This window comes from Thermaerobacter composti (assembly GCF_033582035.1).
Classification (GTDB): Bacteria; Bacillota; Sulfobacillia; order Thermaerobacterales; family Thermaerobacteraceae; genus Thermaerobacter; species Thermaerobacter composti.
In genome coordinates, this window is record NZ_CP132508.1 from 445,907 (window position 1) to 471,599 (window position 25,693).

The following is a 25,693-nucleotide window of genomic DNA, read 5'->3' on the forward strand; positions in this document are numbered from 1 at the left end:
CGCCGCAGGCGCCCGCCGTCCTTCCCGCCGGCGGCGGTCGCCGGACCGCCGCCGGCGGTGGGCGCGGGTCGCGGCCCGCCGCCGGCGGCCGCACCCCCGGCGGCGGGCCGGCGGCTGGGCCTCAGGTCAGCCCTCCGGCCGGTCCTCAGGCCTCGACCAGCGCCCGGTAGAGCAGCGGCAGCGAGACGTCGTACCGGTGGGCGATGCGGAAGTGACCGCCGTCGAACTCCTCATAGCGGTGGGGGACGCCCAGACCCTCCAGGGCCCGGTGGAGCTGACGCGCTCCCCAGATCAGATGGAACTCGTCCTGGCGGCCGCAGTCCACGTACACCAGCCGCAGGCGCCGCAGGGCCTCCGCCATCCGGGGGGCCATCCGCACCGGGTCCATCGCCAGCCAGCGATCCCAGACCGCAGGCCGCAGGGCGCCGGTCTCCAGCTCCACGGGCAGGGCGATGCCGTAGGGCTCGGCAGGGTCGGGGGAGTAGCAGGCGGCCATGGCCAGGACGTTCAGGGAGCTGCGCCAGGGGCCGCCGGGCTCCTCGCCGCGGTCCCGCAGCTGGCGATAGGCCGCCATGTACGCGTCAAGCCCGCCGAGCTGGTGGACGTGCCGCAGGAACTTGGGAAAGTCCGGGAGGTAGCAGTACTCGAAGGCCATGTCCCCCGCGTGGCAGGCGCAGGCCCGGAAGACCTCGGGGTGGCGGGCCGCCTGGACCAGGGCGCCGTAGCCGCCCGACGACTTGCCCGCGATCCCGTGGGCGCGGACGCGGTAGCGTCCCTCGACCAGCGGCACCAGCTCCTGGACCAGGTAGTCCTCGTACCGGCCGACGGCCGGCGAGTTGAGGTACTGGCTCCCGCCCAGGTAGGTGAAGCAGTCCGGCAGGGCGACGACCACCGGGCCGACGCGCCCCTGGGCGTAGAGCCGGCCCAGGCGCTCCGGGAGGGTCTCCTCCCAGGGGTCGTAGTTGAGCAGGCGGGCGCCGGTGCCGCCGAAGCCCGCCAGCAGCCAGATGCAGGGCACCGGCTCTGCCGGGAGCCCGTCGGGCGGGACCAGGACCCACAGGGAGCGCTCCACGGGGTCGTCCCACGGGTTTCCCTCCAGCACCCGGCTGCGATGGCGGAGCTCGACGGGCTGGAACGGCGGATGGACGGAGCGGTGCACGGCGGATCACCTCGTGGGCGGGCGGACCGCCTCGCCACCGCCGGCTCGGGGCGGGTCCGCCCGTTGTGGTACCTTCTAATTTAGTCACGAAGGCGGCAGCGACCGCCAGCGCCAGGCGGATGGAGGGTCGCCGTTGCTGCAAGGATACCTGGCCGGCATCCGCCGGCTCACCGTGCGCCAGGTCCCCGTGCCGGAACCGGGGCCGGGGGAGGTGGTGGTGCGGATCCGTCGCGCCCTGACCTGCGGCACCGACCTCAAGACCTTCCGCCGCGGTCACGCCCGGCTGCCCGTGCCCGGTCCCTTCGGCCACGAGGCGTCGGGCGTCGTCCACGCCGTCGGCGAGGGGGTCCGGCGCTTCCGGCCGGGCGATCCCGTGATGTGGGTGCCGACCGCCCCCTGCGGTGCCTGCCCGCCCTGCCGCCGCGGGCAGGAGAACCTCTGCCAGCGGCTGTTCGAGCCCGAACGGATGGCCCTGGGCGCGTATGCCGAATTCATCCGCTTGCCGGCCCCGGTGGTCTCCCGGCACCTGTTCCCCAAGCCCGACCACCTGAGCTTCGAGGAGGCGGCCTTCCTCGAGCCGCTGAGCTGCGTGGTGCGCGGGTGGCGACGCCTGGGCAAGCCGCCCGAGGTGGTGGTGCTGGGCACCGGCACCATCGGGCTGCTGCACGTCATGGTGGCCCGGGCGCTGGGGCTGGCCCGGGTGGTCGTGGTGGGGCGTCGCCCGGCGGGGCTCGAGCTGGCCCGCCAGGTCGGCGCCACGGAGACCGTGAGGGCCGCCGCCCAGGAGGCCGCGCCCCGGGTGCAGGCGCTGTTCGGCGGCGAGGGGCCGGCGGCGGTGATCGAGGCCACCGGCCGGGCCGAGGGCTGGCAGGCGGCGGCCCAGTGGGTGCGGCCGGGGGGCCGGGTCCTGCTCTTCGGCGGCTTGGCGGGGGGCACCTGGGTCCACTTCGAGGCCTACCGCCTCCACTACGAAGAGGTCGATCTACTGGGCTCCTTCCACTACACCCCGGCGGATGTGCGCGAGGCCTACGGGCTGCTGGCCCAAGGGCGGCTGCCCGTGGCGCGGCTGATCACCCACCGCCGGCCGTTGGCCCAGCTGCCCGCGGTGTTCCAGGCCCTGGATCGAGGGGAGGCCATCAAGGTGGCCCTGGTTCCCGATGGGGACGAACCCGGCCCGGGCGGCGGCGACGCGTAGGGTCCTCCCCGCGGACCCCGCGAACCGAGGTCCGCGAACCGGGGCCCGCGCCGTATGGAAGCCCTCTGGGTGGAGGGAGGCCTGCTTCGATGCCCGAACCTGCGCGCCCCGACGGTTCCGTGTCGCCGCCCCTTCCAGAGCGGATGCGGGTGGCGCGCCTCGACGCCGGGGGCCGTGTCGAGGTGGCCTGGATGCCGGTGCCGCGGCCGGGACCGGGCGAGGCCCTGGTCCGCGTGCGGGCGTGCGGCATCTGCTCCAGCGACCTCTTGGACTGGTACGTGGCGGAGAAGGCCCGGCAGGGCCCCTTCGTCTTCGGTCACGAACCGGCCGGGGAGATCGTGGCCCTGGGCCCCGGGACGACACCACCGCCCGGGCTCCGGGTGGGCAGCCGCGTGTTCGTCCACCACCACGCGCCCTGCATGGGCTGCGCCGCCTGCCGACGGGGGGACTACGTCCACTGCCCGGTCTGGCGTCGGGCCGGCCTGATCCCGGGGGGCATGGCCGAGTACGCGGTGGTGGCGCCCCAGGTCCTGCAGCACGACACCCTTCCCCTGCCGGACGACGCCGGCTGGGAGGTGGGCGTCCTGGTGGAGCCGGTGGCTTGCGCCGTCCACGCCCTGCGACGGGCGGCGTTCCGGCCGGGGTCGCGGGTGCTGGTGATCGGCGCCGGCTTCATGGGGCAGGTGCTGGGCCTGGTGGCCCGGGCGTGGGGGGCCGTGGAGCGGGCCGTGGTCGACCGGTTGCCGGGCCGGCTGGCCTGGGCGGCGCGGCGCTGGGCGACGCTGGTGATCGACGTCGGGGACGGCGAGGCCGGTTCGTCCGCGCCGGGGACCGCGCTGCCCGGGACCGTGCCGTGGCTGCGTGCCCCCGCGCACCCGGCGGCGGCTGAGCCGGCCGGCGTCGCCCGGGTGCTGCAGGAGCGATGGGGGGAGGGGGCGGACCTGGTGCTGGTCTCGCCCGCGGGGGAGGAACCGTTGCGCCTGGGCATCGCCGCGGCCCGTCCGGGCGGGACCGTGGTGATGTTCGCGCCCACCGCCCCGGGGCGCGACCCCGCCATCCCCGGACACGACGTGTTCTTCCGCGAGATCCGGCTCGTCCCCACCTACTCGGCGGGACCCGACGACACCCGGGACGCCCTGGCGCTGCTGGCCGCGGGCCTGATCCCGGCCGCGGAGCTGGTCACCCACCGCTACCCCTTGGAGCAGGTCGCCACGGCCTATCGTCGGGTCAAGGACCCGGATGCCCTGAAGGTCGTGGTCGAGCTCTGACGGGGTGGGTCCGGATCGCCCGTCCCGACGCGCGGCTGCGGGGTTCGCAACGGTTGGGTGCGGCACCGCGCGGGGGTGCGGGCGGGGAGGGCGCGGCCCGGGGGACGGGCGCCGCGCCGTCGGCACCGCGGGGGAACCGCCGGCCGCGCCACGGTCGCCGGGGTCTGACCGGTGGGCGGGACCGGCCGGGATGCGGTGCCGGGGGAGCGGCGGGGCCGGCCCGCGGAACCTCCCCGACGGGGCCCCCTGGCGGCGGGATGACGGGGCGGCCGGGTGGAGGAGGGAGACGAGGCGATGGCAGCCGTGGACGGCGGCACGAAGCGCGGGTCGGCCCTCGGCCCGGAGGCGGCGACGCCCGCGGCCAACCGGCCCTTGTCGGCGGAGGAGTTCGCCCGCCTGCGGGTGCGCCGGTTCGACCCCACGACCTTCCGCTGGGAGGGGATCCCGGACCAGGTCTATCAGGGACCCGAGGAGCCGGCCCCGCGGTTCCGGAACGTGATCCGGCGCACCCTGGTGCCGGGTGGGGCGACCCCGGCGTCCTTCGAGGTGCGCTACTTCGAGGTGGGGCCGGGGGGCTACTCGCGCCTGGAGCTCCACCAGCACATCCATGCGGTCCTGGTCCTGCGGGGCCAGGGCGAGGTGCAGCTGGGCGACGAGGTCCACCGGGTGCGTCCCTTCGACCTGATCTACGTGCCGCCCCGGACGCCCCACCAGTTCCGCCACCGGGGCGGCGACGGGGCGGAGCCCTTCGGCTTCCTGTGCGTGGTCGACGCGCAGCGGGACCGGCCGCAGCCGCTGGATGGGGGCCCTGGCGAGGGGTGAGGCCACCCGGCCGGTGGCCCCACAGGCGCCGGGAGCGGCTGCGGCGCTGGTCCGGCGGGCGGGGCCTGCGAGGGGGGTGCGCCGCTGCGGGCATCCGCGGTGCCCCGCCTTGGCGGTGGGCAAGCCGGCTCACGGCCGGCGGCTTGGGCGCAGTCACCGGAAGGGCTGCAGGGATCCCGGCGGTCGGCCGACGGCGAAGGACGGCACGGGGTGGGGTCGGGGTCGCCCCGGGACCGACGGACCCGGCCCGGTCGAGGACGTCCACGGACGGGCCGCCGGCGGGGGCGCGGGACGGCCCGGGGCGCCACCGGTCGGGCGCGGGGCGGCGAAGACGTGGCCGGATGCCGCACCGGGCGGCATGGCGGCAGCCGGAAGATGGGCGGGGACCGCCACCGGTCGCGATCGGGAGGCCCGGTGTCGGCTGGCTCCGGCACCGGCGGTCGCCGGGGAGCCCTGGGGCGAGGCAGGAGCCGGCGCCTCCGCCGCGGCATCGCCCTGGTGGCTGGCTGCGGCCCCGGTATCCGGATCCCCACCAGGCTCGGATGCCGGGGCCGATCCGTCGGCCGCTGGCGCGTCCGATCCGGCGGGCGTCGACCGCCCGGGCGCGGGCGGGGGAGGGGTCATGGCGTCCCCCACCTCGTTCGCCGCCTGCGGGACGGCGTCCGGCGCGGCCTCGGAACCCGGCGGGACCGGGTCGCCGCCGGCGGCGGGATCCTGCCGCGGTGCGGCATGCTGCGGCGGGGCCTGGCCCGCGGACCCGGGTCGGTCGCCGGCCGTGGCGCGGGCGGTCGGCAGGGGGCCGTCCGGTGCCCGGGCCGGGTCTGTCGTGGGCACGAGGGCATCGGCGGGCCCGCCGAAGAAGGTCACCAGCCCCTGGTAGAGGGCGGTGGCCACCGCCTCCGCCGGCCACGCGGCGGGCACGCGCAGGGTGGCGGCCAGACGGGGCACCAGGACCCGGGCGGTCGCCGGCGCGGCCGCGCCGGCGACCGCCCGCGGGCCGTGGCCCGGGTCTTCTGCCGCGTCCGGGGCCCAGGCCGCAGGCGGCGCCGCCTCGGGCGGCCTCGCGGCCGCCGGTCCGTCGCACCCCGGGGCCGCCCGGTCGTCGCGTCCTGCGGCTGCCCGGTCGCCGCGCCCTCCGGCCGCCTCCTCCGCTGGGAGCGGCCGGCCGAGGGTGCGGGGCAGGCGGGCGGCGGGCCGGTGCCGCTGCCGGACGGGGACGCAGCCGGCGCGCCACAGGGCGCGGGCCAGGTGGCGCCCGAGACGCCACGCGGCCCAGGGCGGGCACCCGGCCGTGGTGAGCCAGGCGCGGAGGGTGACGTCGTCCAGCGCCACGTGGATCAGGATGTCGACGGCCATGCCCGGGCGTCCCTCGGGGCGTCCCGCCGGCGGGACCACGGCGCCGCCGCTGTGGCCGGCGGCGGCCGGTTCCTCCAGCCAGACCACGGCACCCGACTCCCGGAGCGTGGCGGCCAGCAAGGCGAGCAGGCGATCGCGGGCGCCGGCGTGCCGGATGGCGGCGGGCACGGGGCCCGCGGACGCAGCGGCCGTCGCCCCGGTGCTCGGGTTCGGGTGGGGTGACGCCGCGGTCACGCGAAGGGCCAGGGTGCGGCCGTGGAGGGCCGAGTCGACGGCCGCGTAGCGGCCGTCGGGGCCCAGGTGGACGCGGTGGCCCAGGTGCTCGAGCACGGCGGCCCAGCCCCCGGCGCCGGCGGGGTCGACGGTGAAGCGGCGACGGTGGTGGACGAGGATGTCCATGGCGCACCCCCCTTGGCCCACGGCGGATCCCGGCGAGGGCCGTCACCGCGGTCCGCCGGCGGTCGGAGCGCCGGGCCGCGGCGCGCGGCCTCGGGACACGGCTTACGGTCGCGGCGATGGGTCGTTGTAGCATACGCGCCGGGGTGGGGAGGCGTGCGAAGGAGGCGCGGCGGCCTCACCGGGGCGCTCGGGACTCACGTCTCCGCCCCGCGGGGTGCGCCCAGCATGGAGCCGAGGACGCCGCCGTACACCAGGTGGGCGATGGCCGCCACCAGGGCGCTCCGGGCCCCGGAGAAGCCCGTGCCCAGGAACCCGGGTGACGGGGCGGCGCCGGCCGCCGCGAGTACGGGAAGCACCACCAGGGCACCGGCCAGCCAGATGGCGAGGCCGAAGGCCATGCCGGTCACGGCATTTCCGGCGGGGGCGACGGCGCGGTAGACGAAGGCCCACAAGACGGCCGCCACCAGCAGTGCCGCCAGGCCCCCCAGGGACATGGCCGCCTGGGCCATGGTGCGACCGTCGCCCATGCCGAGGCCGTCGGCGACGAAACGGGTGAAGGTTCCGCGCTGGGTTCCGACGATGGGCTGCAGCACGTAGACGGTGGCGATCTGCACCAGGCCGGCGATCAGGCCGGCGGCCACGACCCGGGCCGTCGGCACGCCACGGACGGGAGACATGGCTTGCGGTCAGCTCCTCGCGATCCTGGGCTGGCCCCGCGGTGCGCAGGGGGCATGGAGACGACGGAGGCCGCCCCTCGCGCGCCCGGACCCGTCCCGCGCCCGGGGGCTCGGGCTAGCATGCCCACGGGGGCGCAGCGCCATTCCCGCCGCGCCATGCCCACCGCGCGATGCCTGCGGGCGAGGTAGGCCAAGGCGACCCTCGAGGCGGCCCGATCGGGCGGCGGCCGCATTGCGCGGCGTCCCGCCTTGGGCTACGTTGGACCTGGCTTCGGCCGGGGCCGGTTCGTCCCATCGCCGGGCGATCGACGGGGGCATCCCGGGCGATGGCGGCCACCGTCCGTCGCGGCGGGACGCGCCGGCCCCGCGCAGGACCGTGCCGGGGAGGGTCGTGCTCGTGGCGCGGACGGAGGTGCGGCAGGGGTCGGCCCACGGGGACCGGCGGACCGCGGTGGCGGCCGCAGGGAGGGCTGGCGGCGATCGAGGGGCGAACCGGGCGGTCGCCCTGGTGCCCGGATGGTTGCGGGCCCTGGCGGCGGTGGCCACGGTCACCATGTTCCTGGTGGTCGTGGCCGGCGCCCTGGTCACCGCCACCGGTTCCGGCGAGGGGTGCGGGCGGTCCTGGCCGCTGTGCGGCTCCCCGGTGTGGACCGTGCAGGCGGTCATCGAGTTCAGCCACCGGGTGGTCTCCGGCGTGGCGGCCCTGGTGGTGGTGGCGCTGGCGTGGGCCGCGCCCCGCAGGCTGGGCGGACGGCGGGACGCCCGCTGGCTGGCGGGGGTGGCCGTGGCGTTCCTCTTCCTGCAGGCGGGACTGGGGGCTGGGGTGGTCCTGTGGGGGCAGTCGGACGCGGTGCTGGCCCTGCACTTCGGGATCTCGCTGGTGTCCTTCGCGTCCGTCGCCCTGCTCGGGCTCCGGGTCTGGCGCGCTGCGTCGTCTCCGGCCGCGGCAGCGGCGCCGTCGGGGTCTGCGGCGCGGTACGGTGACGCCGCCGGCGCGGGACCGGTGGGCGGGCGTCGGCGAGGGGACGGCATCGAGCCCCCGGATCGCGGCCACGACGCGGGGGCCGGGGCCGCCCGGGAGGTGGCGGCCATCCCGGTCGGGTGGCGCCGGGCCGTCTGGGGCCTGCTCGCCTACACCTACGGGGTGGTCTACACGGGGGCCTACGTCCGGCACACCCAGACCAGCCTCGCCTGTCCCGCCTGGCCGCACTGCGGCGCGCCCTGGGAGGGGGCCGCTGCGATCCAGATGGCCCATCGGCTGGCGGCCGGCCTGTTGGTGCTGGCCGTGGTGGCCATGGCGGTGGCGGCGCGGCGCGTCGCGCGGCGCGCCGACGGGAGGCCGCTGCGGTCCGCGTCCCGGGCTGCCGGGGTGACGGGGACCCTGGTGGAACCCGTCGCCGCCGCCTGGACGAACCCGGCGGCGCCGCGCGGGGCGCTGGCGCGCGGGCTCGCGTGGGCCGCGGTGCTCGCCGTCCTGCAGGCGCTGAGCGGAGCGTACGTGGTGCTCAGCCGCCTCGATCTGCCGGCGACCATGTTGCACAGCAGCCTGATGGCCCTGCTCTTCACCGTCCTCTGCCACGTGGCGCTGGAGGTGGCCGGACCTGGGTGGTCCGTGGCCGCCTACGGCCAGCCGGCACCGGGGGCCCGCGCCGGCGGAGCAGGAGGACCCGGTCGGGCGGGGGCGGCCGGAGAGGTGGGCGCGCCGGCGGGCGCGTAGGGCCCGCCGGCGGAAGGCGGGTCGATGCCGGCACGGGGCCTGGCGGCGGCCGGAGCGTCAGCGACGCTCCGGCCGCCGCCGCGCTGCGAGCCGCTGCGATGGGCGTCGGCGCCCGTGCCACGGACCGGCACCTCTGCTACGGACCCGGTCAAGCCCCTACGCCCAAGCCTCAGGGGGCGCTTCCCATCCCAGCGGACGCGCTTCCCCGAAGGGGACGCGCTCCCCGAACCCGAGGGTACGCCCCCCGAGCCAGCGGGCCCAGCGGGCATGCCTCAGACGTAGTCCGCCGTAGTACGCCCAGCGTCCTTCGCCCGCGAGTCCGCGGCGCGGCGCGCGGACATCGAGGACGTTGACCCTACCCGCACCCTCAGCCGGACAACATCGCCCAGACCTGCCGCAGCGTGACGTCCACGACCATGGCTGTGAACAGGCCGAACAGGTAGACGATGCTGTAGCCGTACAACGCGCGGGCGAGGGCGTCGCTCGGCTGGGCCATGAGTCTGGCCGCCATGCGCAGGAAGCGGGCCCCCAGTCCCACGGCCGCGAGCGCGTAGATCCAACGCAGCCCTCCCAGCGGCGCCGTGGCCAGGGTGGCGGCCACCGTGACCCAGGTGTAGACGTAGATCTGCCGGAGGGTGGCCTCCACCCCCGCCACCACCGGCAGCATCGGCACCTTGGCCTGGGCGTACTCGTCGCGCAGCACCACGGCCAGGGCCCAGAAGTGGGGCGGCGTCCAGAAGAAGACGATCAGGAACATCAGGACGGCGGCCAGGTCGAGCTCGCCCGTGGCCGCGGCCCAGCCGATCAACGGGCCCACGGCGCCGGCCGCCCCGCCGATGACGATGTTCTGGGGCGTCCGGCGCTTGAGCCACGCCGTGTAGATCCCGACGTAGTAGACGAGGCCGGCCACAGCGATGTAGGCCGTCAGGGGGTTGACCTGCGTGTAGAGCAGGACGAAGCTCGCGATCCCCAGGGCGATGGCGAAGACCGTGGCGTGGATCGGCTGCACACGGCCCGCCGCGATGGGTCGGCGGCTGGTCCTGGGCATCGCCGCGTCCATGTCCCGATCGAGCACGTGGTTCAGCGCGGCGGCGGCCCCGCCCGCGAGCAAGGTGCCGCCCAGCGTGAGCAGAAGCGTCCAGGGATGCGGTGCCTGGCCCAGGGCGACCCACATGGAGGCCGCGGTCGTCACCAGGACGAGCAGCATGACCCCGGGCTTCATCAGGGTCAGGTAGTCCCGCAGGGTTTCGCTGCGGCTGGCGGGCACCGCGCGCGCCAGCGCGGCGCTGTCGGGTACGCTCATAGGGGCTCCTCCATCCCAGGGGGCAACGACCCCATGATCCGCTCACGTCCACCACCGCACGGGGACCCGGTCCCGGTGCCGAGCACCCGCGCCGACGCAAGACCGGCACCTCGCCGACCTCCCGATGACGGAGCCATCCGGGCGCCGGCGACCGGGTCACCCTTGGACGACCGACGATTAGAAGATAGCGCATCCGGCGGGACCCATGCGACCCAAAAGCTCACCCTCCGGCTCCCAACCGAGGCGCATCGGACTACAAACCGATGGCCAGGGCCGAGCCGGTTGGGGGACTGTGGAAAGAGAGCACGGCGAAAGGGGCGCTCGGGATCGACCGCGGCTTCGTCGACGACCGCTTCGTTCTAACCTTTCCTAGATAATCCTTGCGCCGGCAAGGTCGACGCCAGCATGGGCCCCGTCCCAGGGGGCAAACTGGCGGCCTTGTCATTCGTCGCCTTGCGCCCGTAGGGGGGATTCCATACAATCCAAGCGGGTCTGCAGCCGGTTTCTCAGCAACCCGGTTTCTGACCAACCTGTGCCTGTGACGAGGGACGCAGAGGTCCGGAGCCCCGAGGCGCGCCGGCGGGCGGTGGCCGTTCGGGGCCGGCGGGATTGGAGGCAAGGCGGACATGCATCAGGTGACGGAGCGCGACAACCGGCGCGCAGGCGCCATCATGACCTTGCTCGTCGGGCTGGTCCTGGTGGCGGGCGTGGCCAGCACGGTCTACGCCACCAAGCGCTGGTGGCTGCCGCCCCTGGTGTCGGCCGCGGCGGCACCCATCGACCACATGTTCAACCTGCTGATGGTCACCATCGGCATCGTCTTCGTGCTGACCCAGGGGGCGCTGGCCTGGTTCGTCTGGCAGGCGGCCCGGAATCCCAGGGCCCTGTACTGGCATGAGAACCGGCGCTTGGAGACCACCTGGACGGTGGTGACCGCGGTAGTCCTGACGGCCTTCATCGTCATGGGCTACCAGATCTGGCTGTCGCTCCACGCGCCGACGGCCGCGGCGGCGGAGAAGACGGCGGTGGTGGAGGTCTGGGGGCAGCAGTTCTTCTGGACGGCGCGCTATCCCGGGCCGGACGGCCAGTTCGGCAAGACGGACCCCCAGTACGTGGACTTCCAGAAGAACCCGTTCGGCATCGATCCCAATGACCCGGCCGGCCGTGACGACATCGTCGTCGACGGCTCCAAGGAGCCGATCGTGGTCCCGGCGGGGTACCGGGTGACGGTGCGGCTCGCGTCGCGGGACGTGATCCACAGCTTCTTCGTCCCGTCCCTCCGGGTGAAGATGGACGCGGTGCCCGGCCAGGTCAACGAGGTCTACGTCGAGCCGACGGAGCCCGGTACTTACGAGATCGCGTGCGCGGAGCTGTGTGGCGTCGGGCACTTCGCAATGCGCGGCGAGCTCCAGGTGGTCTCCGAGGCGGACTGGCAGGCCTGGCTCCAGGAGCGCGCGGGTGAGCACGGCGGGACGGCCCAGTGAGCGACCGCCGGTCCGGTAGAGAGGAGGAGGAGTCCATGGCCCACGGCGGTACCCAGGCGGCCGTGGCGGGGCACGCCACCCAGGCGGTCCATCACCACGCGCCGCAGAGCTTCTGGCGCCGTTACGTCTTCAGCACGGACCACAAGATCATCGCCATCCAGTACCTCTTGACGTCGCTGATCATGGCGGCGGTGGGTGGCTTCCTGGCCATGCTGATGCGCGTGCAGCTGGGCTGGCCGGGGAAGGAGTGGCCGTTGCTGGAGGCCATCATGCCCAACGCCTTCAAGGGCGGGCAGATGGATCCGGACTTCTACTACGGGGCCGTGACCATGCACGGCACCATCATGGTGTTCTTCTTCCTGACCACGGCCCTGAGCGGCGGGTTCGCCAACTTCCTGATCCCGCTGCAGATCGGTGCCCGGGACATGGCCTTCCCGGTTCTCAACATGCTGTCCTTCTGGGCGTTCCCGGTGTCCATCGCCTTCGCCCTGGCGTCCTTCTTCGTCCAGGGCGGCGCGCCGGGTACCGGTTGGACGGCCTACGTGCCCCTCAGCGACCGCGAGACGGCCGGCCAGACCCTCTGGCTGATCTCGGTATTCATCCTGATGCTGGCGTTCCTGGCGGGTGGCATCAACTACATCACGACCACCCTCAACATGCGCACCAAGGGCATGTCCATGAGCCGGCTGCCCCTGACGGTGTGGGCGCTGTTCGCCACGGCGCTGGTCGGGCTGTTCGCCTTCCCGGCGCTGATGGCGGCGTGCCTGATGCTGATCTTCGACCGGGTCGGCGGCACCCACTTCTTCGACCCGGCCGGCGGCGGTGACCCGATCCTGTGGCAGCACCTGTTCTGGTTCTTCGGTCACCCCGAGGTCTACATCGTCATCCTGCCGGCCATGGGCATCGTGTCCGAGGTCCTGGCGGTCCACGGCCGCAAGCCGGTCTTCGGCTACAAGTACATGGTCGGGTCGATGCTGACCATCGCGGGCTTGAGCTTCCTCGTCTGGGGGCACCACATGTTCGCCAGCGGCATGAGCCCGACGCTGGGCAGCATCTTCATGGTGACGACGCTGGCCATCGCAATCCCGTCGGCGGTGAAGACCTTCAACTGGCTGGCGACGATCTATCGCGCCAAGATGCGCTTCACCACGGCGGCGCTGTTCGCGGTCGGCTTCGTGTCCCTGTTCATCACGGGCGGTCTGACGGGCGTGATCCTGGGCAACCCGTCCGTCGACTTGTACTTCCATGACACGTACTTTGTCGTCGGCCACTTCCACTTCATCATGGGAGCCGCGGCGCTGTTCGGCGTGTTCGCCGGCGTGTACCACTGGTTCCCCAAGATGTTCGGGCGCATGATGAACGAGCGGCTGGGGAAGATCCACTTCTGGTTGACGTTCCTCGGCATCTACGGGACGTTCTTCCCGATGCACTTCCTGGGGACGGCCGGGATGCCGCGGCGGATCTACAACTGGGAGGCCTATCAGTTCCTGGGCGACGTCGCCACGCTGAACCACGTGATCTCGATCTCGGCCTTCGTCCTCGGGGCTGCGCAGCTGCTGTTCGCCGCCAACCTGTTCTACAGCATGTTCCGCGGGCCCAAGGCGGAGCGGAACCCGTGGCAGGCCAACACCCTGGAGTGGTGGGCGCCGTCGCCGCCGCCCCACGGCAACTGGGACGAGGCCGAGCCGGTGGTGTACCGCTGGCCGTACGAGTACAGCCCCAAGGACGCGCCCGAGGGCGTCGACCACATCCCGCAGTGGCTGCCGGAGCCGGCCATGGCCGTGGCCGGGCGCGACGGCCAGCGGGCGCGGTGAGCGGAAGGGACCGCCCATCCCGCTGCCCGCGCCGCGGGCACGCCGCCGCGGCGTGATCCGGCGGCGTCGGCGATGGGACGGCACGAATCCGCACCCATGGAGGGAGCGAGGGCGGGATCCCGTGGCGCACCGGCACCGGTTGGCGCAGGCGGGCGTTCCACGGGACGTGCGGAGTCGGTCAGCCGTTGGCGGGCCGCGGACGCGCGGACGGGTGGGGGGGCTGACGAGAGCGGCCCCTGCCGTCCGCGGCGAGCGGCCGGCGGTGGGCCGGCGGGGGTGAGGCGGATGTCGACGACGATCCAGCGGCCACCGCGCCAGCGCACCCGCGGGGGGCGGCCGCCGGGGCGGGAGCGCCCGGCCGTCCCGGCGATGCCCGGCGGCCGGATCCACACCCCTGGGCGCGTGCCGCCCAACGGGTGGGACGGCCGCGGTGGCGGCCCCGGTCCCGCGGGGGACGATGACGCGGCGCGCTCCCGGGCGGCGACCATGGCCACCTGGCTGGTGGTGGCGGCCGTCACCCTGATGTTCATGGGGTTCACCAGCACCTACGTGGTGCGCAGCGCGGAGCCGGGCTGGGCCCGCCAGGCCCTGCCGTCCCTGCTGTGGTGGAACACGGCGGTCCTGCTGGCCAGCAGCGTCACCATGGAGGTGGCGCGGCGCCGCGTGGGACGGGGCGACCGGGCGGGGGCGCGCCGGGCCCTGGGGTGGACGCTGCTGCTGGGAGCCGTCTTCGTGATCGGGCAAGGGGCCGCCTGGCTCCAGTGGGTGGGCGCCGGCGTCGGCGTGGCCGAGAGCACGCACGCCGCGTTCTTCTACCTGTTGAGCGGCGTCCACGCCGCGCACGTGGCGGGCGGGCTGGGCGCCCTCGGCTACGGGATGTGGCGCCTGGCGCGGCCTGCACGCGCGGGCCAGCTGGCCGGATCGCTGACCAACATCGCGACGTACTGGCACTTCGTCGACGCGCTGTGGGTGTACGTGTTCGCATTGCTGCTGTGGTGAGGACGGAGGTGGCGGCATGAGCACCATCGAGGCGTCGCAGCACCCGCTGGCCGCCGACCAGGAGGCGGTGCTGCGCTCGGACTGGGGGGGCGGCCGCTCGCCCTTCGCCACGGCCCATGCCAAGCTGGGCATGTGGATCTTCCTGGCGTCGGACGTGCTGGTCTTCGCCACGCTGCTGACGGCGTACGGCGTGGCGCGGCTGAAGGCCCCGACCTGGCCCGACCGCACCGAAATCTTCGACGGGCTGTGGCTGGTCACACTGATGACCTTCATCCTGATCAGCAGCAGCTCGACCATGGCGGCCGCGGTGGGGGCCGCGCGGCGCGGCGACCAGCGGGCGGCGGTGCGCTTCCTCCTGCTGACCATCCTGGGCGGCCTGTTCTTCCTCGGATCGCAGGCCTACGAGTGGTCCCACATGATCCACGACGGCGCCCGGCTGTTCAGCAACCCGTGGGGCGTGCCGCAGTTCAGCGCCAGCTTCTTCGTGATCACCGGCTTTCACGGGTTCCACGTGCTGACGGGCCTGATCTACCTGACCGTCGTCACGCTCAATGCCATGCGCGGCCGGTACTCGGGGCTGGGCGTCGAGGTGGCCGGGCTGTACTGGCACTTCGTCGACCTGGTGTGGGTGTTCGTCTTCAGCCTGTTCTATCTGATCTAGGTTTGCTGGCGAGGAAGGAGGGGCGCCCGGTGAGTGGTTCCACGGAGCATGCGCTGGAGCATGGCCACGGCCACGAGCACGATCACGGCAACCGGCTGTACTTCACCACCTGGCTGTGGCTGCTGGTGATCACCGTGCTGGAGGTGGGCGTGGTCCTGTTCCACCTGCCCCGGGCCCTGCTGGTGGGCATCCTGCTGCTGATGACGGTGCTGAAGGCGGTGCTGATCGTCGCCAACTTCATGCACCTGCGTTTCGAGAAGCTCAACATGATCTACGTCGTCATCACGCCGATGATCTTCGCGCTGATCATGTGGTACGGCGTGGCGCTGGACTACTGAGCGGGCGGGAAGGGTTCTCCGGAGGCACGGCTGCGGAAGGAGCAGGGCCGCGACACCCGTCGCGGCCCTGTGCTCCCGGAGGGGGAAGGCGACATGACGCCCCTGGAGCTGGCCAGCCACTGGACAAGCGGCGCACAGCTGCCCAAGGCGTTCCTGTTGATCATGCTGGGCGTGACGTATGGGCTCATCGTGCTGCTGGGAATCGGCGCCTATCGGCTGCTGAAGGGTAGCCAGCGCCCGCCGGACGGTCCCGGGGGACCGCCCGAGCCCCCGGAGCGGGACCGGCAGACCGGCCGGCCCTAGCGCTTTGGCGGCGCGGGCCCTTTGGCGGCGCGGGCTGGCTCGGGATGGGTGCACGGAGGGCCGGGCAAGGCGAGCAGCGGCCGGGGAGGTGGAGCGGAGGCGGCACCGGCGAAGAGGCGGGGCGGAGTCCGCGAGGCGGAAGTAGAGAGGGAGCAGAGAGCGGGCGGGCAGTGCCCTGGGGCACCGCCCGCCCCTTTGACGCCAGCCGCCTCGGGTGGCCGCCCTGGCCCGGCCCCGGTCGGGCTCTGGGACCCACCTACCGGTGACGACCGCCCAGGAACAGCTGGACCACCAGGACGCCGTAGGGAACGGGCACTACGGCCACGCCGATGGCGTCGTGGGCGGGGTTGAGCAGGTTGGCCCGGTGACCCTCGCTTGCCATGAGCTGCAGATGGGCCCGGTCTACGTCCCGCGACATGGCCAGGTTCTCCGCGCCCATGACCCGGGCGGAGATGCCCGCGCGCCGTTCCATCTCGTAGGGCGAGCCGTAGGTTGGGGATGTGTGGTCGAAATACCCGCCGGCGCGGAGGTCCTCGGCTTTCAGCCGGGCCAGCCGCACCAGATCCGGGTCGACGGCCAGGGGCGGGAGCCCCTGGTCACGGCGGGCGCCGTTCACCAGGTCCACCAGGTGTTGTTCCGCGACCGTCAGCGACAGGGCCGGACGTGCTGTGGGGCTCGGGGGGGACGGTGCCGCCGGGACCGGGGTGGCCGGCGCGGAGTCCGGCGCACCGTCCGCAGCGTCGCGGGGCGCTGCGCCCACCGCGGCCGCCGGGGCCACCGCGGCCACCGGAGCGCTGCCGCCGGCCCGGGCCGGCCGGGCGGCGGATCGTGCCCTCCCGCCGGCCGAATGCTGGTGGAGGAGGGCCAGCTTCCAGGGGTAGTGCCAGGACGCGGACCCGGCGGCGACCGGGCGGGCCGGGTCCAGGGCCTGCTGACCTGCGCCGGGTACGCCCGCAGTTCGCTGGGGCTGTCGGTCCGGGGTGGGAGCCGGTGGGCCGGCGGTCCGGACCGCGGTCGGTACCGCGGGAGACGAGACCCGATACCAGGATGCGTGGGCGGGGCTTGCGGTAACGCCCATCAGGAGGAACAGGGCCGCCGCCGTCGCGGCGGGGCGCCGCCAAAGAGATGTAATTGCCATAAAATCCCTCCCCTTTTGAGTGGAACCCAACACCCATTGTTCAGGTCTGCCCCCCGAGGAGCAAACGCTTGAGCCCGCAGGATACCGCCAGCAGAGAGATCAGACGCCGCCGGGGAGGCCTGTCCGTACGGCCAGGTCGCTTTTGAAGTCCATGGAAGAATCCGGCTAGGGGCGGGAGCCATGGGGGAACGGGCTTCTGCCCGGCCTGGCGACGTGCCCCACCGCCGGCACTGTCCCTGGAGGCCTCAGATCGCCCTGGACGGGTTCCGGCGCAGGTTCCCCGGAAGGTCCTGCGGGCGGGAACGGCTGCATCCGGGGCGCCTCCACCTCGGCGGGCGGTGTCCCCTGGGAGGTCTCCCCGAGGGGTGCAGTCACCCCCAGGTCCGCCAGCCAGCCGATGTCCACGGTGGTTCCAGCCTGGACCGGCGGCGGCGGTTCCGGAGCCTGGCCGGCCTCCGCCTTAGCGGGGGCCGGTTCGTCCGGCTGCCGGCCGCAGGCTTTCCGGCGCAGCTCCCCCTCCGGGGTGATCCGGGCGAGGAGCCGCACCCCGCCAGACCCGGTTCCGCCGCGACCGGCCAGAACCAGGGCGGCGCCCCCGGCGGGAGCCACAAGCAACCGCACCATGGCCCAGGCGGCAGGGGGGCGACGGGCGGAGAGCCTGGTGGCGGGTCCTGCACCGGGCGAGGCCGGCCGGCCGGTGGGGGGGCAAAGCGAGGAAAGGTCGAGGTCGACCCACTCGGCGAGCCAGTAACCGTCCCCGTGACGCCGCCAGATACCCAGCCAGAGCCCGGGACCGCCAGGACGGGCCGGAGGCGCGCTTTCAGGTTGCCCACCCTTCCGAACCGCCGGCCCAGGCTGCGGGGCGGTTTCCCGGGCGTCACGCCAGTCCCCGCAAGGGCCGGAGGTCGCCCCTGCGGGCACCGGCCACCTTCCCCGCGGCAGAACCAGGAGCACCACGGGCGACGCGCCCCCGCACCAGCCGGCCGAAGCCGGCCGGGGGAGCGGGCCGCTCCGGACTCCGGCGGAGGCACGGGCGGCGCCGGTGGAGGCATGGGCGGCCGGGATCGTTGGTCCTGGAAGAAGGTCCCGGACCCCCACGAGGCCCACCGGGCCCGCACCGGCAGCCATGAAGCCGGTCCCCTTGCTTCCCGCGCCCGGGAGGGAAGGGCGGGAGGCCGGGCCCGGATTGCCCCGCCCGGCGGGACAGGGCACCACCGGCTCGTCGCGCCACCGTTGCCGAAACCAGAGGACGCGCCACTCCCCCGCGATCCCGGCCATACCCTGGGCCGGTCCCGCCCGGAACCAGGGGACGAACACGGCCCGTCCCCGCGGGTCGCTGCAGGGAACGGCCATCAACACCCGCTCGCCCCAGAGGGGCCTTACCCGGCCCCCGCCGGCCGGGCTGCCCCCAGGATCGATCCACACATCCACGTCACCTGGATCGGATCCCCGTGCCCACCGGGTGAGAACCACCCAGGGTACGGTCGGGGCGTCTCCCGTCACCCCCGCTCCTGGGTGCGGGAACCGGATCTCCCGGGCAGCAGGACCCCATCCGGCCCAGACCAGCGGCTCGCCCGCTGCCCGGCGCGGCACGGGGCCGGCTCGTGCCAGCCAGGGGGTTCCGGCGGCACCGGCACCCGCCACTAGAAGAGGTTGTCCGGGCAGGGGCTGCCAGCTCCACGGTTCCCCATTCGGCCCAAGGCCAAGGAAGACCAGGCCGGCGGCAGGGTCCGGGTCCGCTGGGACCTGCCCGGTCCGCACATGAGGCTCCGCATCGGGGCGATCCGGCACCGGTGGTCCGGCCAAGGGCGGCGCAGGCTTTGGGGTGGCGGGAGCCACCCCCTCATCCAGCGGCAGGGACGGCCCGTTGCCTTCACCAGCGGGATCCTGCCCTGGACCACAGCCCCAGGGGCGCTTGGCGTCCATGGGACGCACCCTCTCCCACAGGCCCTGCAAGCTTCTACGGCGATCCTGGCCGGGCTATGCCACCATGTGTCACGGGATGGCCACCCAGCGGAGCGGGTCACGTGACTGCGCCCCAGCCCACCCAAGCCCATGGCAGGGCGCGGCGACCGCCCAAGGGGGTGGTGCAACCGGCCTCGCCCCGGGGACACGAACCCAATCTTGGCGCTAGGCCGTGGCCACCCTGGAGGGCGGCTCATATAGCGGTAGCAGGCGAGGCGGGACGACCGGCCGGGCCTTGTGGGTCCGCCGGGTTGACCCATGGGCGGGTGCCGGGAGGCAAGCAGGGGCGCGAGCCCCCGCCGCACGTAACACGCCGGGTGCCCGGTGGTCCGGCAGGACTGCCGGGACAGGCTGAACACACCGGCCCACGGGGCAGGAGGGATCGTCGTGAGCGACGGAGTGCGGGCGCAGCAGGTCGATCAGGTGGTGCCCGGGCCATGCGACCCGGTGTACGGGTGCCCCGATCCCACCGAGATCGTCTGCATCGAGACGGTCAAGGTGTACGACTTCTGTTTCCAGACGGACCGGCGGGAGAACGTGTGCTTCCCCATCCCCGCCGCCTTCCAGGGGATCCTGCCCTCCGACCTGGTGACCTGTGAGATCGTGCAGGTCACCTGCCAGGAGGTCTCGCGGGAGGAGGACCCCAACAACCCCGGCTTTGCCGACGTGACCCTGCTGGTCACCGTGACCATGCAGTTCACCATCCGGCGCAATGACAGCGTGGTCGCCCAGTTCGAGGATTCCTTTGGCTTCCTCAAGACGGTGTTGCTCTGCGCGCCGGAGGGGACGGTGATCCAGTGCGACTCGGCCGGCTCGCGCTGCGGCCCGTGCGTGATCATCAACGGCCAGGTCTGCTGCGAGGTCGACCTGTGCCTGCTGATCCAGTCCAAGGCGCTGGTCAAGCTGCTGGTGCCGGCCTACGGCTTCTGCGTGCCGGCGCCCTGCGTCACCCTTCCCAAGCCGCCCCTGGTCTGCCCGCCGGAGAACCTGTTCCCCCCGCAGTGCGTGCCGCCCACGACCTGACGAACCGGCGGCACCGGCGCAAGGGGCCGCACCGCCTGGCGGTGCGGCCCCTGCAGCTTCTGCGCCGTCTGCCAGGGGAGGCGAGCAGGTGGTAAGGCGAAAGGAGGGTGGCCGCATGGGACGGCCAGCCGCTCGGTGCTCCGGCTCCGACCCCGCCGGGCCCGGAGCCGGAGCGATTGAGGCCGGAGGTCCGGGTGCCGGACAAGCCGCCCCAGGCCATGGTCCCGGCGCCGGGCCCCCTGACCCGGTGTCCGACGCGGTCCCCGGTCCGGCCCGCCCCCACACCCAGGGGGACCGCGGCGGGCGGCCCCGTTCATCACTGGGTGGGGCAAGCGGCACGCCCCGGGTTCCCGCTCCGGCCGCACAGGGGGTGCGGGACCGGCTGCGCCGCATTCTCCTGTCCCCAGCCGCCGGCCAGGCCCTGCGCCGGTGGGAGGCCACGGTACGGCCGCGGTACCCCCATCTCGACCCCCGGTTGCTGCGCCCCGATTATCGCTTCCCGCTGCCCCGGGGCAGCTACCGGTTGGACCGGGACACCTTCGGGGATCCGCGGCACTGGACCCCTTCGGGCCCGCGGCCCAGGCCGCATCAGGGCAACGACCTGCTGGCGGCCAGGGGGACGCCCGTCCGCTCGGTGGGGCCGGGCCGGGTCCTGGCCCGCGGCTGGAGCCCCTACGGGGGCTGGTTCATCCTCGTGGAGCTGGCCGGGACGGGCTATTTCGCCTACTACTCCCATCTGGACCGCTACGCTCCCGAGGTCCGGGTGGGACAGCGGGTGCGAGCGGGACAGGTCCTGGGGTACGTGGGCAACACGGGCTACGGCCCACCGGGGACCCGGGGCAAGTTCTGGCCCCACCTGCACTTCGAGTTGCGCCGGCAGGGCAGGCAGCCGGGGCCGGTCAACCCGTACCCTTATCTCCGGTACTGGGAGGCCCTGGAGGCCGCGGAAGGGGACGGCTGATCCCGGACCGGCCGGTCACGGTCAAGAGCTGAAGGAAAAGGGGCCGGGCGAGGTGGCCCGGCCCCTTGCGCGTTTTCCCTCGCCGGTTTCCATCGGCGCCCCTCCTTCGTTCCTGTTGGGCCTGCTCCGGTGCTTCATCCCGCGCCGGTGGCCGGCCGACCCCCGTTGCCTGACGGCCCGCCTCCCTCGGCGCCCGGAGCCTCAGGTCCAGCCCCGGAAGGACCCGGGCCTGGCCCCGCTCCCGGCGCCCCCGCGCCTGCCGCCCTGTAGACCGCCACCGTCGCCTCGACCATCGCGTCGAGCCCGAGGTGGGCCTCCGCGTAGCGCCGGCCAAAGGCCATCAGCTCCGCCAGCCACCTCCGGTCCCGGTAGAGCCGCAAGAGGTCCTGGAGGATGGCCGCCGGATCCGGCGGTCCCAGGCCGCGGCCGGTGCCGCTGAAGTCGGGGAAGTCCATTCGTTCCACCAGGTCCGGGGTCACCGGGCCGTGGTACTCCCGCCCCAGGATCAGGCAGGCGGCGCCCGAGGCCAGCCCCTCGCGGATGACCCGGCCCGTGCCAGCGACTACGTGCACCCGTCCCATCAACCGCTCCAGTTCGGAAACCCAGCCCAGGTTCTGGATTCGCCCCCCTCCCAGGCGGCGGGTGCTGGCCGCCCACACCTGGGCGTCCCGAGGAAGTCCCTGTACCGCTCGCCGGAACGCGGCCAGGGCGGGGCGCTTCCCGCGATCCACCCGACCGGCGTACAGGAGGGTCCAGCGCGGCTCGCGAATACCGGGGCGAAACCGTTCCAGATCCACGCCGTTGCCCACCACGGCGATCTTCGACCGGTAGGCTCCCAGGTCACCGGCTACGCGGGGGCCCACGCAGATGAGCCGGCTGGCCGCTGCCAGGGCGCGCCGGTAGGCCGGCTGGTCGAGCCCGAGACCGTGGCAGGTCAGCACCAGGGGAACGCCCAGCATCTCGGCAAGGCGGCGGCCCAGCTCGAAGGACCAGGACGACTGGGCGTGCACCACGTCGTACCGCTCGACCGGCAGACCGGCCCGCTCGCCCACCACAGGGGCGGGAAGGAAACGCACCACCACCCCCGCCTCTTCCAGGGCGGCCACCGTACCGGCGTGGGCTTGGCCACCGCCGCGGGAGTGGGTGACCCACAGGTCCACCCGGTGGCCCCGCCGCACCAGCCCCCGGGCCAGGTCCAGGACGTGGGCCGTCTGTCCGGACGGGAAGAATGCCGCCGTGAGCATCAGGACATGCAAGGTGCCATCCCTCCCATTGCCTGGTACCTATGCGCTGGCGTTGGTGTCGGTCCCCAGGAACCGGCGCCGGGATCCTGGCGTCCAAGGCGGTGCAGAGAGGAGGACGGCGATGCACCTCGGCGAGGGCGGGCGGCTGGCTTCTGGGCCTGCGGCCGCAGGGACCCCGCCCGGCGGCGAGGCCGTCGACCCCCCGGTTCCGGCCGGCGACCCGGTCTCTGACGAGGACCTGGTCCAGCGGGCCTGCCAGGGGGACCACGAGGCCTTTGCGGAACTGGTCCGACGGCACCACGGGCTGGTCTACAACCTCTGTCTCAGGCTGGTGGGGCAGCCGGCGGACGCGGCCGACGCCACGCAGGAGGTCTTTCTCCGGGTGTTCACCCGGTTGGCCCGCTTCCGCGGCCAGGCCCGGTTCCGGACGTGGCTCTACCGGATCGCCGTCAACACCTGCCAGGACGAGCTGCGCCGGCGCCGACGGCGACCCTGGCCGTGGGGCGACCTCCACGGCGACCTTCACCCGGCTTCCACCCGCAGGAGGGGTGCAGCCCTGGGGTCCGCTCCGGATCCCGCCGGTGGGTCCGGTGCCGGGCTCTCCGCAGGCGGGGTCGGGGACGAACCCGGCCCGGCCGGCGAACCCGACCGGCCGCCCACCGGCGAGGGGGGAACCGCCGCACCGGCCGGAGCCGGCGGCACCGGCGACGGCGCCGGTGCCGCGGCAGCCGGGACCGCGGTGGCCGGGGCCACGCCGGATCCTGGCGGCGGGGGCACCCGCACCGGTACCAGCGCCCTCCGGGGCGGGAGCGGGAGCCGCGCGGCAGGTGCGGCGCGACCCCCTGTCCGGTTGCCCGATCCCTTCGCGCCGGGATCCAGTCCGGAAGCGGCGGTGCTGGCGGGGGAGATCCGCCAGGCCGTTGCCGCCGCCCTGGCCGGCTTGCCCGAGCCGTTCCGGGTGGCGGTCGTCCTCCGTGACCTGCACGACCTGTCCTATGAGGAGATCGGCGCCGTCCTGGGTTTGCGCCCGGGAACGGTGCGGTCCCGGATTCACCGCGGCCGCCTGCTGCTGCGGGACGCCTTGATCCGCGCCGGCTGGGCGCCGGGAACCGGAGGCGAGACGTCATGAGATGGTCCTGGATCGACTTCCTGGCCGGTTTCCCGGGCCCGGGACTCCACCCGTCCCGCTGGCTTGACGGCGACGCTCGGGCCCAGCTGCCGCCGCAGCGGCGGCAGGCCATCGAGCGCCACCTGGCCCGCTGCCCTCGGTGCCGGACCCTGGCGGAAGCCGAAGCCCAGGCTCGCATGGCCCTGGCGGCCCTGGAGACGGTGGAGCCGCCGCCCGGCCTGATGGAGGCCATCCTGGCCCGGACCGGGATGCCGACCGGCGTCCCCTCCCCCGCAACGGTCGCGTCCGCACCAGCTGACCGGCTGGAAGCGGGACGGGCGGTGGTGGGGCCCGCACCCGGGGAAAGGGCCGAACCGGCGGCAAGGCCCGGCCCGGAGCAAGGGGACCGCCACGGGGGCCGCCACGGCCCAGGGCGCCGCCGGGTTCAGGGGCGCGGGCCGGGGCGCGGGCCCCTGCCGGCGGTGCTGGCGGCCGCGGCGATGGTGGCCCTGGTCCTCCTTGCCGGCCGGTTCGGTGGGACCGGAGACGATCCGGGCGGCTCGCGAGGCATCCCCCCGGGTTGGCAGGGCGTGCCTGCGCTGGAAACGGCGGGCACCAGCACCGGCGGCCCGGCCGTGGCGACCGACGGCCACGGGCCCTCGGACGCCGGGGCCGTGGCGGCGAACCGGGGCGGCGTGGGGGAGGCCGCAGGGGCCGGAGGGGAGGGATTCGGGGACGGGCCGGGAGCGGCTGTAGGAGCCGTCCTTGCGGACCCCGCCGGCCGGCCGGCTCCCGGATCCCGGGCCGGTGACGCCGCCGCAGCCGGCCTCCTGGCCACGGTTCCGGGTCGAGACCAGCAGGGCCAGTGGCTGATCCGCTCCGGCCGCCTGGAGCTGACCGTGCCAGACGTGGAGCCGGCCTTTCGGGAGGCGCAGGCCGTGGCCCAGCGCCTGGGAGGCTTCACCGAGCAGGCGCAGCTGGAGGGCGGAGGACCGACCCGATTCGCCTACCTGGTGCTCCGCGTGCCCGACGACCGGCTGGAGGAGGCCATGGACCGGCTGGCGGGCCTGGCCGGTGACGGCCGGGTCGACCTGAGGGCCCTGAGCGCCGAAGACATCTCCCAGCAGTGGGTGGACACGCAGGCGCGTCTGGCCAACCTCCGGGCACAGGAGGAGCGGCTGCGGCAGTTGGCTGGGCGCTCAGGCAGCGTGGAGGACCTGCTCAAGGTGGAACAGGAGCTCTGGCGGGTGCGGGGGGAGATCGAGCAGCTGGAGGGCCAGGTCCGCTACTGGCAACAGGCCATGCGCCTAGCCCGGATCGAGGTGGCCATCGAGGCCCTGGCCCCCCAGCCTGCCCCTCCCGCCGGCGACCGGTTCACCCGGGTCCGCTTGGCCTGGCAGGCCTCCCTGCGGTCCCTGGCCACCCTGGCCACCCTGGCCCTGGTCGGGGCGGCGATCGTGCTGCCGTATGCCGCCCTGGCCGGCGCCGTCGTGCTGGCCTGGCGCATCGGGCGCCGGTGGCGAGGACGCTGACAGGCCGAGCCCTTGGGCGCCGGCAGAACCCAAGGCTTGCGAAGCGGGACCTGAGACCTGCGAAGTTGGGCTTGCGGCACTGAGGCGACCGGGGAACCACCTCGTATATGGTATCCCCAGATCCTGCAAGGAGGGGATGCGTTACGGGTGCGTGGCGCCGGGATTCCGTACCCACAGGGTTTGGTCCGGAGCGCCCGTCCTGGCGGCGCCGCGTTGCCGCCTGCGTGGTCGCCGGGGGCATCCGCATCGGCAACATGTCCCTGGGGGCCGCCGGCTGCTCCGACGGTACCGACTCGCTGTCGACGGCGGTGAACAATGCCGTGACCGCGGGGATCGTCATGATGGTGGCGGCGGGCAACGAGGGGCCCAACCGCTGCACCATCGGGGCCCCGGGGGCGGCGGCCAGCGCCGTCACCGTGGGGGCCGTGTACGACCCCGGCGAGCGGGGCTGGGTGCTGGCCGAGTTCTCCAGCCGCGGGCCGACGGCCGACGGTCGCATCAAGCCCGACGTGACCGCCCCGGGCCGCAACATCACCGCGGCGAAGGCCGGTTCGACCAGCGGGTACGTGACCTACAGCGGAACGTCCATGGCCACGCCCTTCATCGCCGGCACGGCGGCTTTGATGCTGGACGCCAACTACGGGCTCACGCCGTCCCAGGTGAAGAGCCTGCTCACCGCCTCGGGCAACGTGAAGGATTTCGGCCCGGGCGGCAAGGACATCGACTGGGGCGCCGGCATCAGCATCGCCTACAACGCGGTCAAGGCCGCAGGTGGGTACAGCGGCAGCTTCAGCGACGGCCTGCAGCACGCCTACTGGGCGGGGTCCCTGTCGGGCAGCGGTGACAGCGACGTCTACAGCGTGACCGTCACCGACTCCAGCCGGCCCCTGGGCCTGACGATGAACATGGCCTCCAACCCCAGCTGCGGCATCTGGAGCTGCAGCCCGGACTTCGACCTCTACCTGTACGATCCGGCCGGGCGCCTGGTGGCGCGGTCGGAGGGGACGGCCCGGGAGGAGCGGATCCTCTACCAGCCGACGGCCACGGGCACCTACCTTGTGGAGGTCTACAGCTACGCCGGCTCGGGAAGCTACCACCTCGACGCCAGCTACCGGTGACGCCGGTGGCGGATACGGGTGGCGGATGCCTGTAAGCGTGGGGTGGCGCATGCCGGTGCCGGATGCCGGTCACCGTGGTCGCGGATGGCAGCTTAAGGGCCCGGCCGCG

At 74.2% G+C, this 25,693-nt stretch carries 21 protein-coding genes; 15 read left to right on the forward strand and 6 right to left on the reverse strand.

The window, feature by feature from the left end; genetic code table 11:
- Window positions 1-145: 145 nt before the first annotated feature.
- The gene (locus Q5761_RS01840) at window positions 146-1,159 is read right to left on the reverse strand and encodes an alpha/beta hydrolase (protein ID WP_318750966.1); all 1,014 of its coding nucleotides are present in this window, start codon (window positions 1,157-1,159) and stop codon (window positions 146-148) included.
- 133 nt (window positions 1,160-1,292) lie between these two features.
- Here Q5761_RS01840 and Q5761_RS01845 point away from each other — a divergent pair, with 133 nt between their 5' ends.
- From Q5761_RS01845 to Q5761_RS01855, 3 genes are all read left to right on the forward strand, one after another.
- Window positions 1,293-2,354: a zinc-dependent alcohol dehydrogenase gene (locus Q5761_RS01845; protein ID WP_318750967.1), complete on the forward strand. Its 1,062-nt coding sequence runs from the start codon at window positions 1,293-1,295 to the stop codon at window positions 2,352-2,354.
- An 89-nt stretch (window positions 2,355-2,443) separates the two neighbouring features.
- Window positions 2,444-3,622: an alcohol dehydrogenase catalytic domain-containing protein gene (locus tag Q5761_RS01850; RefSeq protein WP_318750968.1), complete on the forward strand. Its 1,179-nt coding sequence runs from the start codon at window positions 2,444-2,446 to the stop codon at window positions 3,620-3,622.
- A 294-nt stretch (window positions 3,623-3,916) separates the two neighbouring features.
- A complete protein-coding gene (locus tag Q5761_RS01855; RefSeq protein WP_318750969.1) occupies window positions 3,917-4,444 on the forward strand; it encodes a cupin domain-containing protein in 528 nt (175 codons plus the stop codon).
- A gap of 153 nt (window positions 4,445-4,597) precedes the next feature.
- Here the strand turns inward: Q5761_RS01855 and Q5761_RS01860 are convergent, their stop codons facing one another.
- Window positions 4,598-6,199: a hypothetical protein gene (locus Q5761_RS01860; protein WP_318750970.1), complete on the reverse strand. Its 1,602-nt coding sequence runs from the start codon at window positions 6,197-6,199 to the stop codon at window positions 4,598-4,600.
- A 194-nt stretch (window positions 6,200-6,393) separates the two neighbouring features.
- Window positions 6,394-6,876, reverse strand: a complete 483-nt coding sequence (locus Q5761_RS01865) for a hypothetical protein (RefSeq protein WP_318750971.1) — start codon at window positions 6,874-6,876, stop codon at window positions 6,394-6,396.
- A gap of 397 nt (window positions 6,877-7,273) precedes the next feature.
- Between Q5761_RS01865 and Q5761_RS01870 the strand changes: the two genes are divergently transcribed.
- Window positions 7,274-8,593 carry a COX15/CtaA family protein gene (locus Q5761_RS01870; protein WP_318750972.1) on the forward strand — a complete coding sequence of 440 codons (1,320 nt, stop codon included), beginning with the start codon at window positions 7,274-7,276 and terminating at the stop codon, window positions 8,591-8,593.
- A 367-nt stretch (window positions 8,594-8,960) separates the two neighbouring features.
- Here the strand turns inward: Q5761_RS01870 and Q5761_RS01875 are convergent, their stop codons facing one another.
- Entirely contained in the window at window positions 8,961-9,896 is a 936-nt protein-coding gene (locus Q5761_RS01875) for a heme o synthase (protein WP_318750973.1), read from the reverse strand.
- 626 nt (window positions 9,897-10,522) lie between these two features.
- Here Q5761_RS01875 and coxB point away from each other — a divergent pair.
- The 6 genes from coxB to Q5761_RS01905 all read left to right on the forward strand — a co-directional run bounded on the left by coxB (window position 10,523) and on the right by Q5761_RS01905 (window position 15,495).
- A complete protein-coding gene (gene coxB, locus Q5761_RS01880; RefSeq protein ID WP_318750974.1) occupies window positions 10,523-11,380 on the forward strand; it encodes a cytochrome c oxidase subunit II in 858 nt (285 codons plus the stop codon).
- Window positions 11,381-11,415: 35 nt separating this feature from the next.
- Window positions 11,416-13,194, forward strand: coding sequence for a cbb3-type cytochrome c oxidase subunit I (locus tag Q5761_RS01885; protein ID WP_318750975.1), 1,779 nt, complete (start codon window positions 11,416-11,418; stop codon window positions 13,192-13,194).
- Window positions 13,195-13,479: 285 nt separating this feature from the next.
- Window positions 13,480-14,193, forward strand: coding sequence for a heme-copper oxidase subunit III (locus Q5761_RS01890; protein ID WP_135224904.1), 714 nt, complete (start codon window positions 13,480-13,482; stop codon window positions 14,191-14,193).
- A 16-nt stretch (window positions 14,194-14,209) separates the two neighbouring features.
- Window positions 14,210-14,854: a cytochrome c oxidase subunit 3 gene (locus tag Q5761_RS01895; RefSeq protein ID WP_135224905.1), complete on the forward strand. Its 645-nt coding sequence runs from the start codon at window positions 14,210-14,212 to the stop codon at window positions 14,852-14,854.
- Between the two features lie 29 nt (window positions 14,855-14,883).
- Complete coding sequence (locus Q5761_RS01900; protein WP_318750976.1) at window positions 14,884-15,192, forward strand: cytochrome C oxidase subunit IV family protein; 309 nt, start codon at window positions 14,884-14,886, stop codon at window positions 15,190-15,192.
- 93 nt (window positions 15,193-15,285) lie between these two features.
- Entirely contained in the window at window positions 15,286-15,495 is a 210-nt protein-coding gene (locus Q5761_RS01905; RefSeq protein WP_318750977.1) for a type IV secretion protein Rhs, read from the forward strand.
- A 256-nt stretch (window positions 15,496-15,751) separates the two neighbouring features.
- On the opposite strand, the gene Q5761_RS01910 is transcribed toward Q5761_RS01905, so the two are convergent.
- On the reverse strand, window positions 15,752-16,120 hold the full coding sequence (locus tag Q5761_RS01910; protein ID WP_318750978.1) for a CAP domain-containing protein: 369 nt from the start codon (window positions 16,118-16,120) through the stop codon (window positions 15,752-15,754).
- Between the two features lie 2,865 nt (window positions 16,121-18,985).
- On the opposite strand from Q5761_RS01910, the gene Q5761_RS01915 reads away from it, so the two are divergent.
- A complete protein-coding gene (locus Q5761_RS01915; RefSeq protein ID WP_135224908.1) occupies window positions 18,986-19,621 on the forward strand; it encodes a hypothetical protein in 636 nt (211 codons plus the stop codon).
- Between the two features lie 370 nt (window positions 19,622-19,991).
- A complete protein-coding gene (locus Q5761_RS01920; RefSeq protein WP_167758855.1) occupies window positions 19,992-20,582 on the forward strand; it encodes a M23 family metallopeptidase in 591 nt (196 codons plus the stop codon).
- A 134-nt stretch (window positions 20,583-20,716) separates the two neighbouring features.
- Here the strand turns inward: Q5761_RS01920 and Q5761_RS01925 are convergent, their stop codons facing one another.
- Window positions 20,717-21,838, reverse strand: coding sequence for a glycosyltransferase family 4 protein (locus tag Q5761_RS01925; protein WP_135224910.1), 1,122 nt, complete (start codon window positions 21,836-21,838; stop codon window positions 20,717-20,719).
- A gap of 109 nt (window positions 21,839-21,947) precedes the next feature.
- On the opposite strand from Q5761_RS01925, the gene Q5761_RS01930 reads away from it, so the two are divergent.
- From Q5761_RS01930 to Q5761_RS01940, 3 genes are all read left to right on the forward strand, one after another.
- Window positions 21,948-22,955, forward strand: a complete 1,008-nt coding sequence (locus Q5761_RS01930; RefSeq protein WP_135224911.1) for an RNA polymerase sigma factor — start codon at window positions 21,948-21,950, stop codon at window positions 22,953-22,955.
- Window positions 22,952-24,466: a DUF4349 domain-containing protein gene (locus Q5761_RS01935; protein WP_318750979.1), complete on the forward strand. Its 1,515-nt coding sequence runs from the start codon at window positions 22,952-22,954 to the stop codon at window positions 24,464-24,466. Before Q5761_RS01930 ends, Q5761_RS01935 begins: the two co-directional genes overlap by 4 nt.
- Window positions 24,467-24,690: 224 nt before the next feature.
- Window positions 24,691-25,584, forward strand: a complete 894-nt coding sequence (locus Q5761_RS01940) for a S8 family serine peptidase (RefSeq protein WP_318750980.1) — start codon at window positions 24,691-24,693, stop codon at window positions 25,582-25,584.
- Window positions 25,585-25,693: the final 109 nt, after the last annotated feature.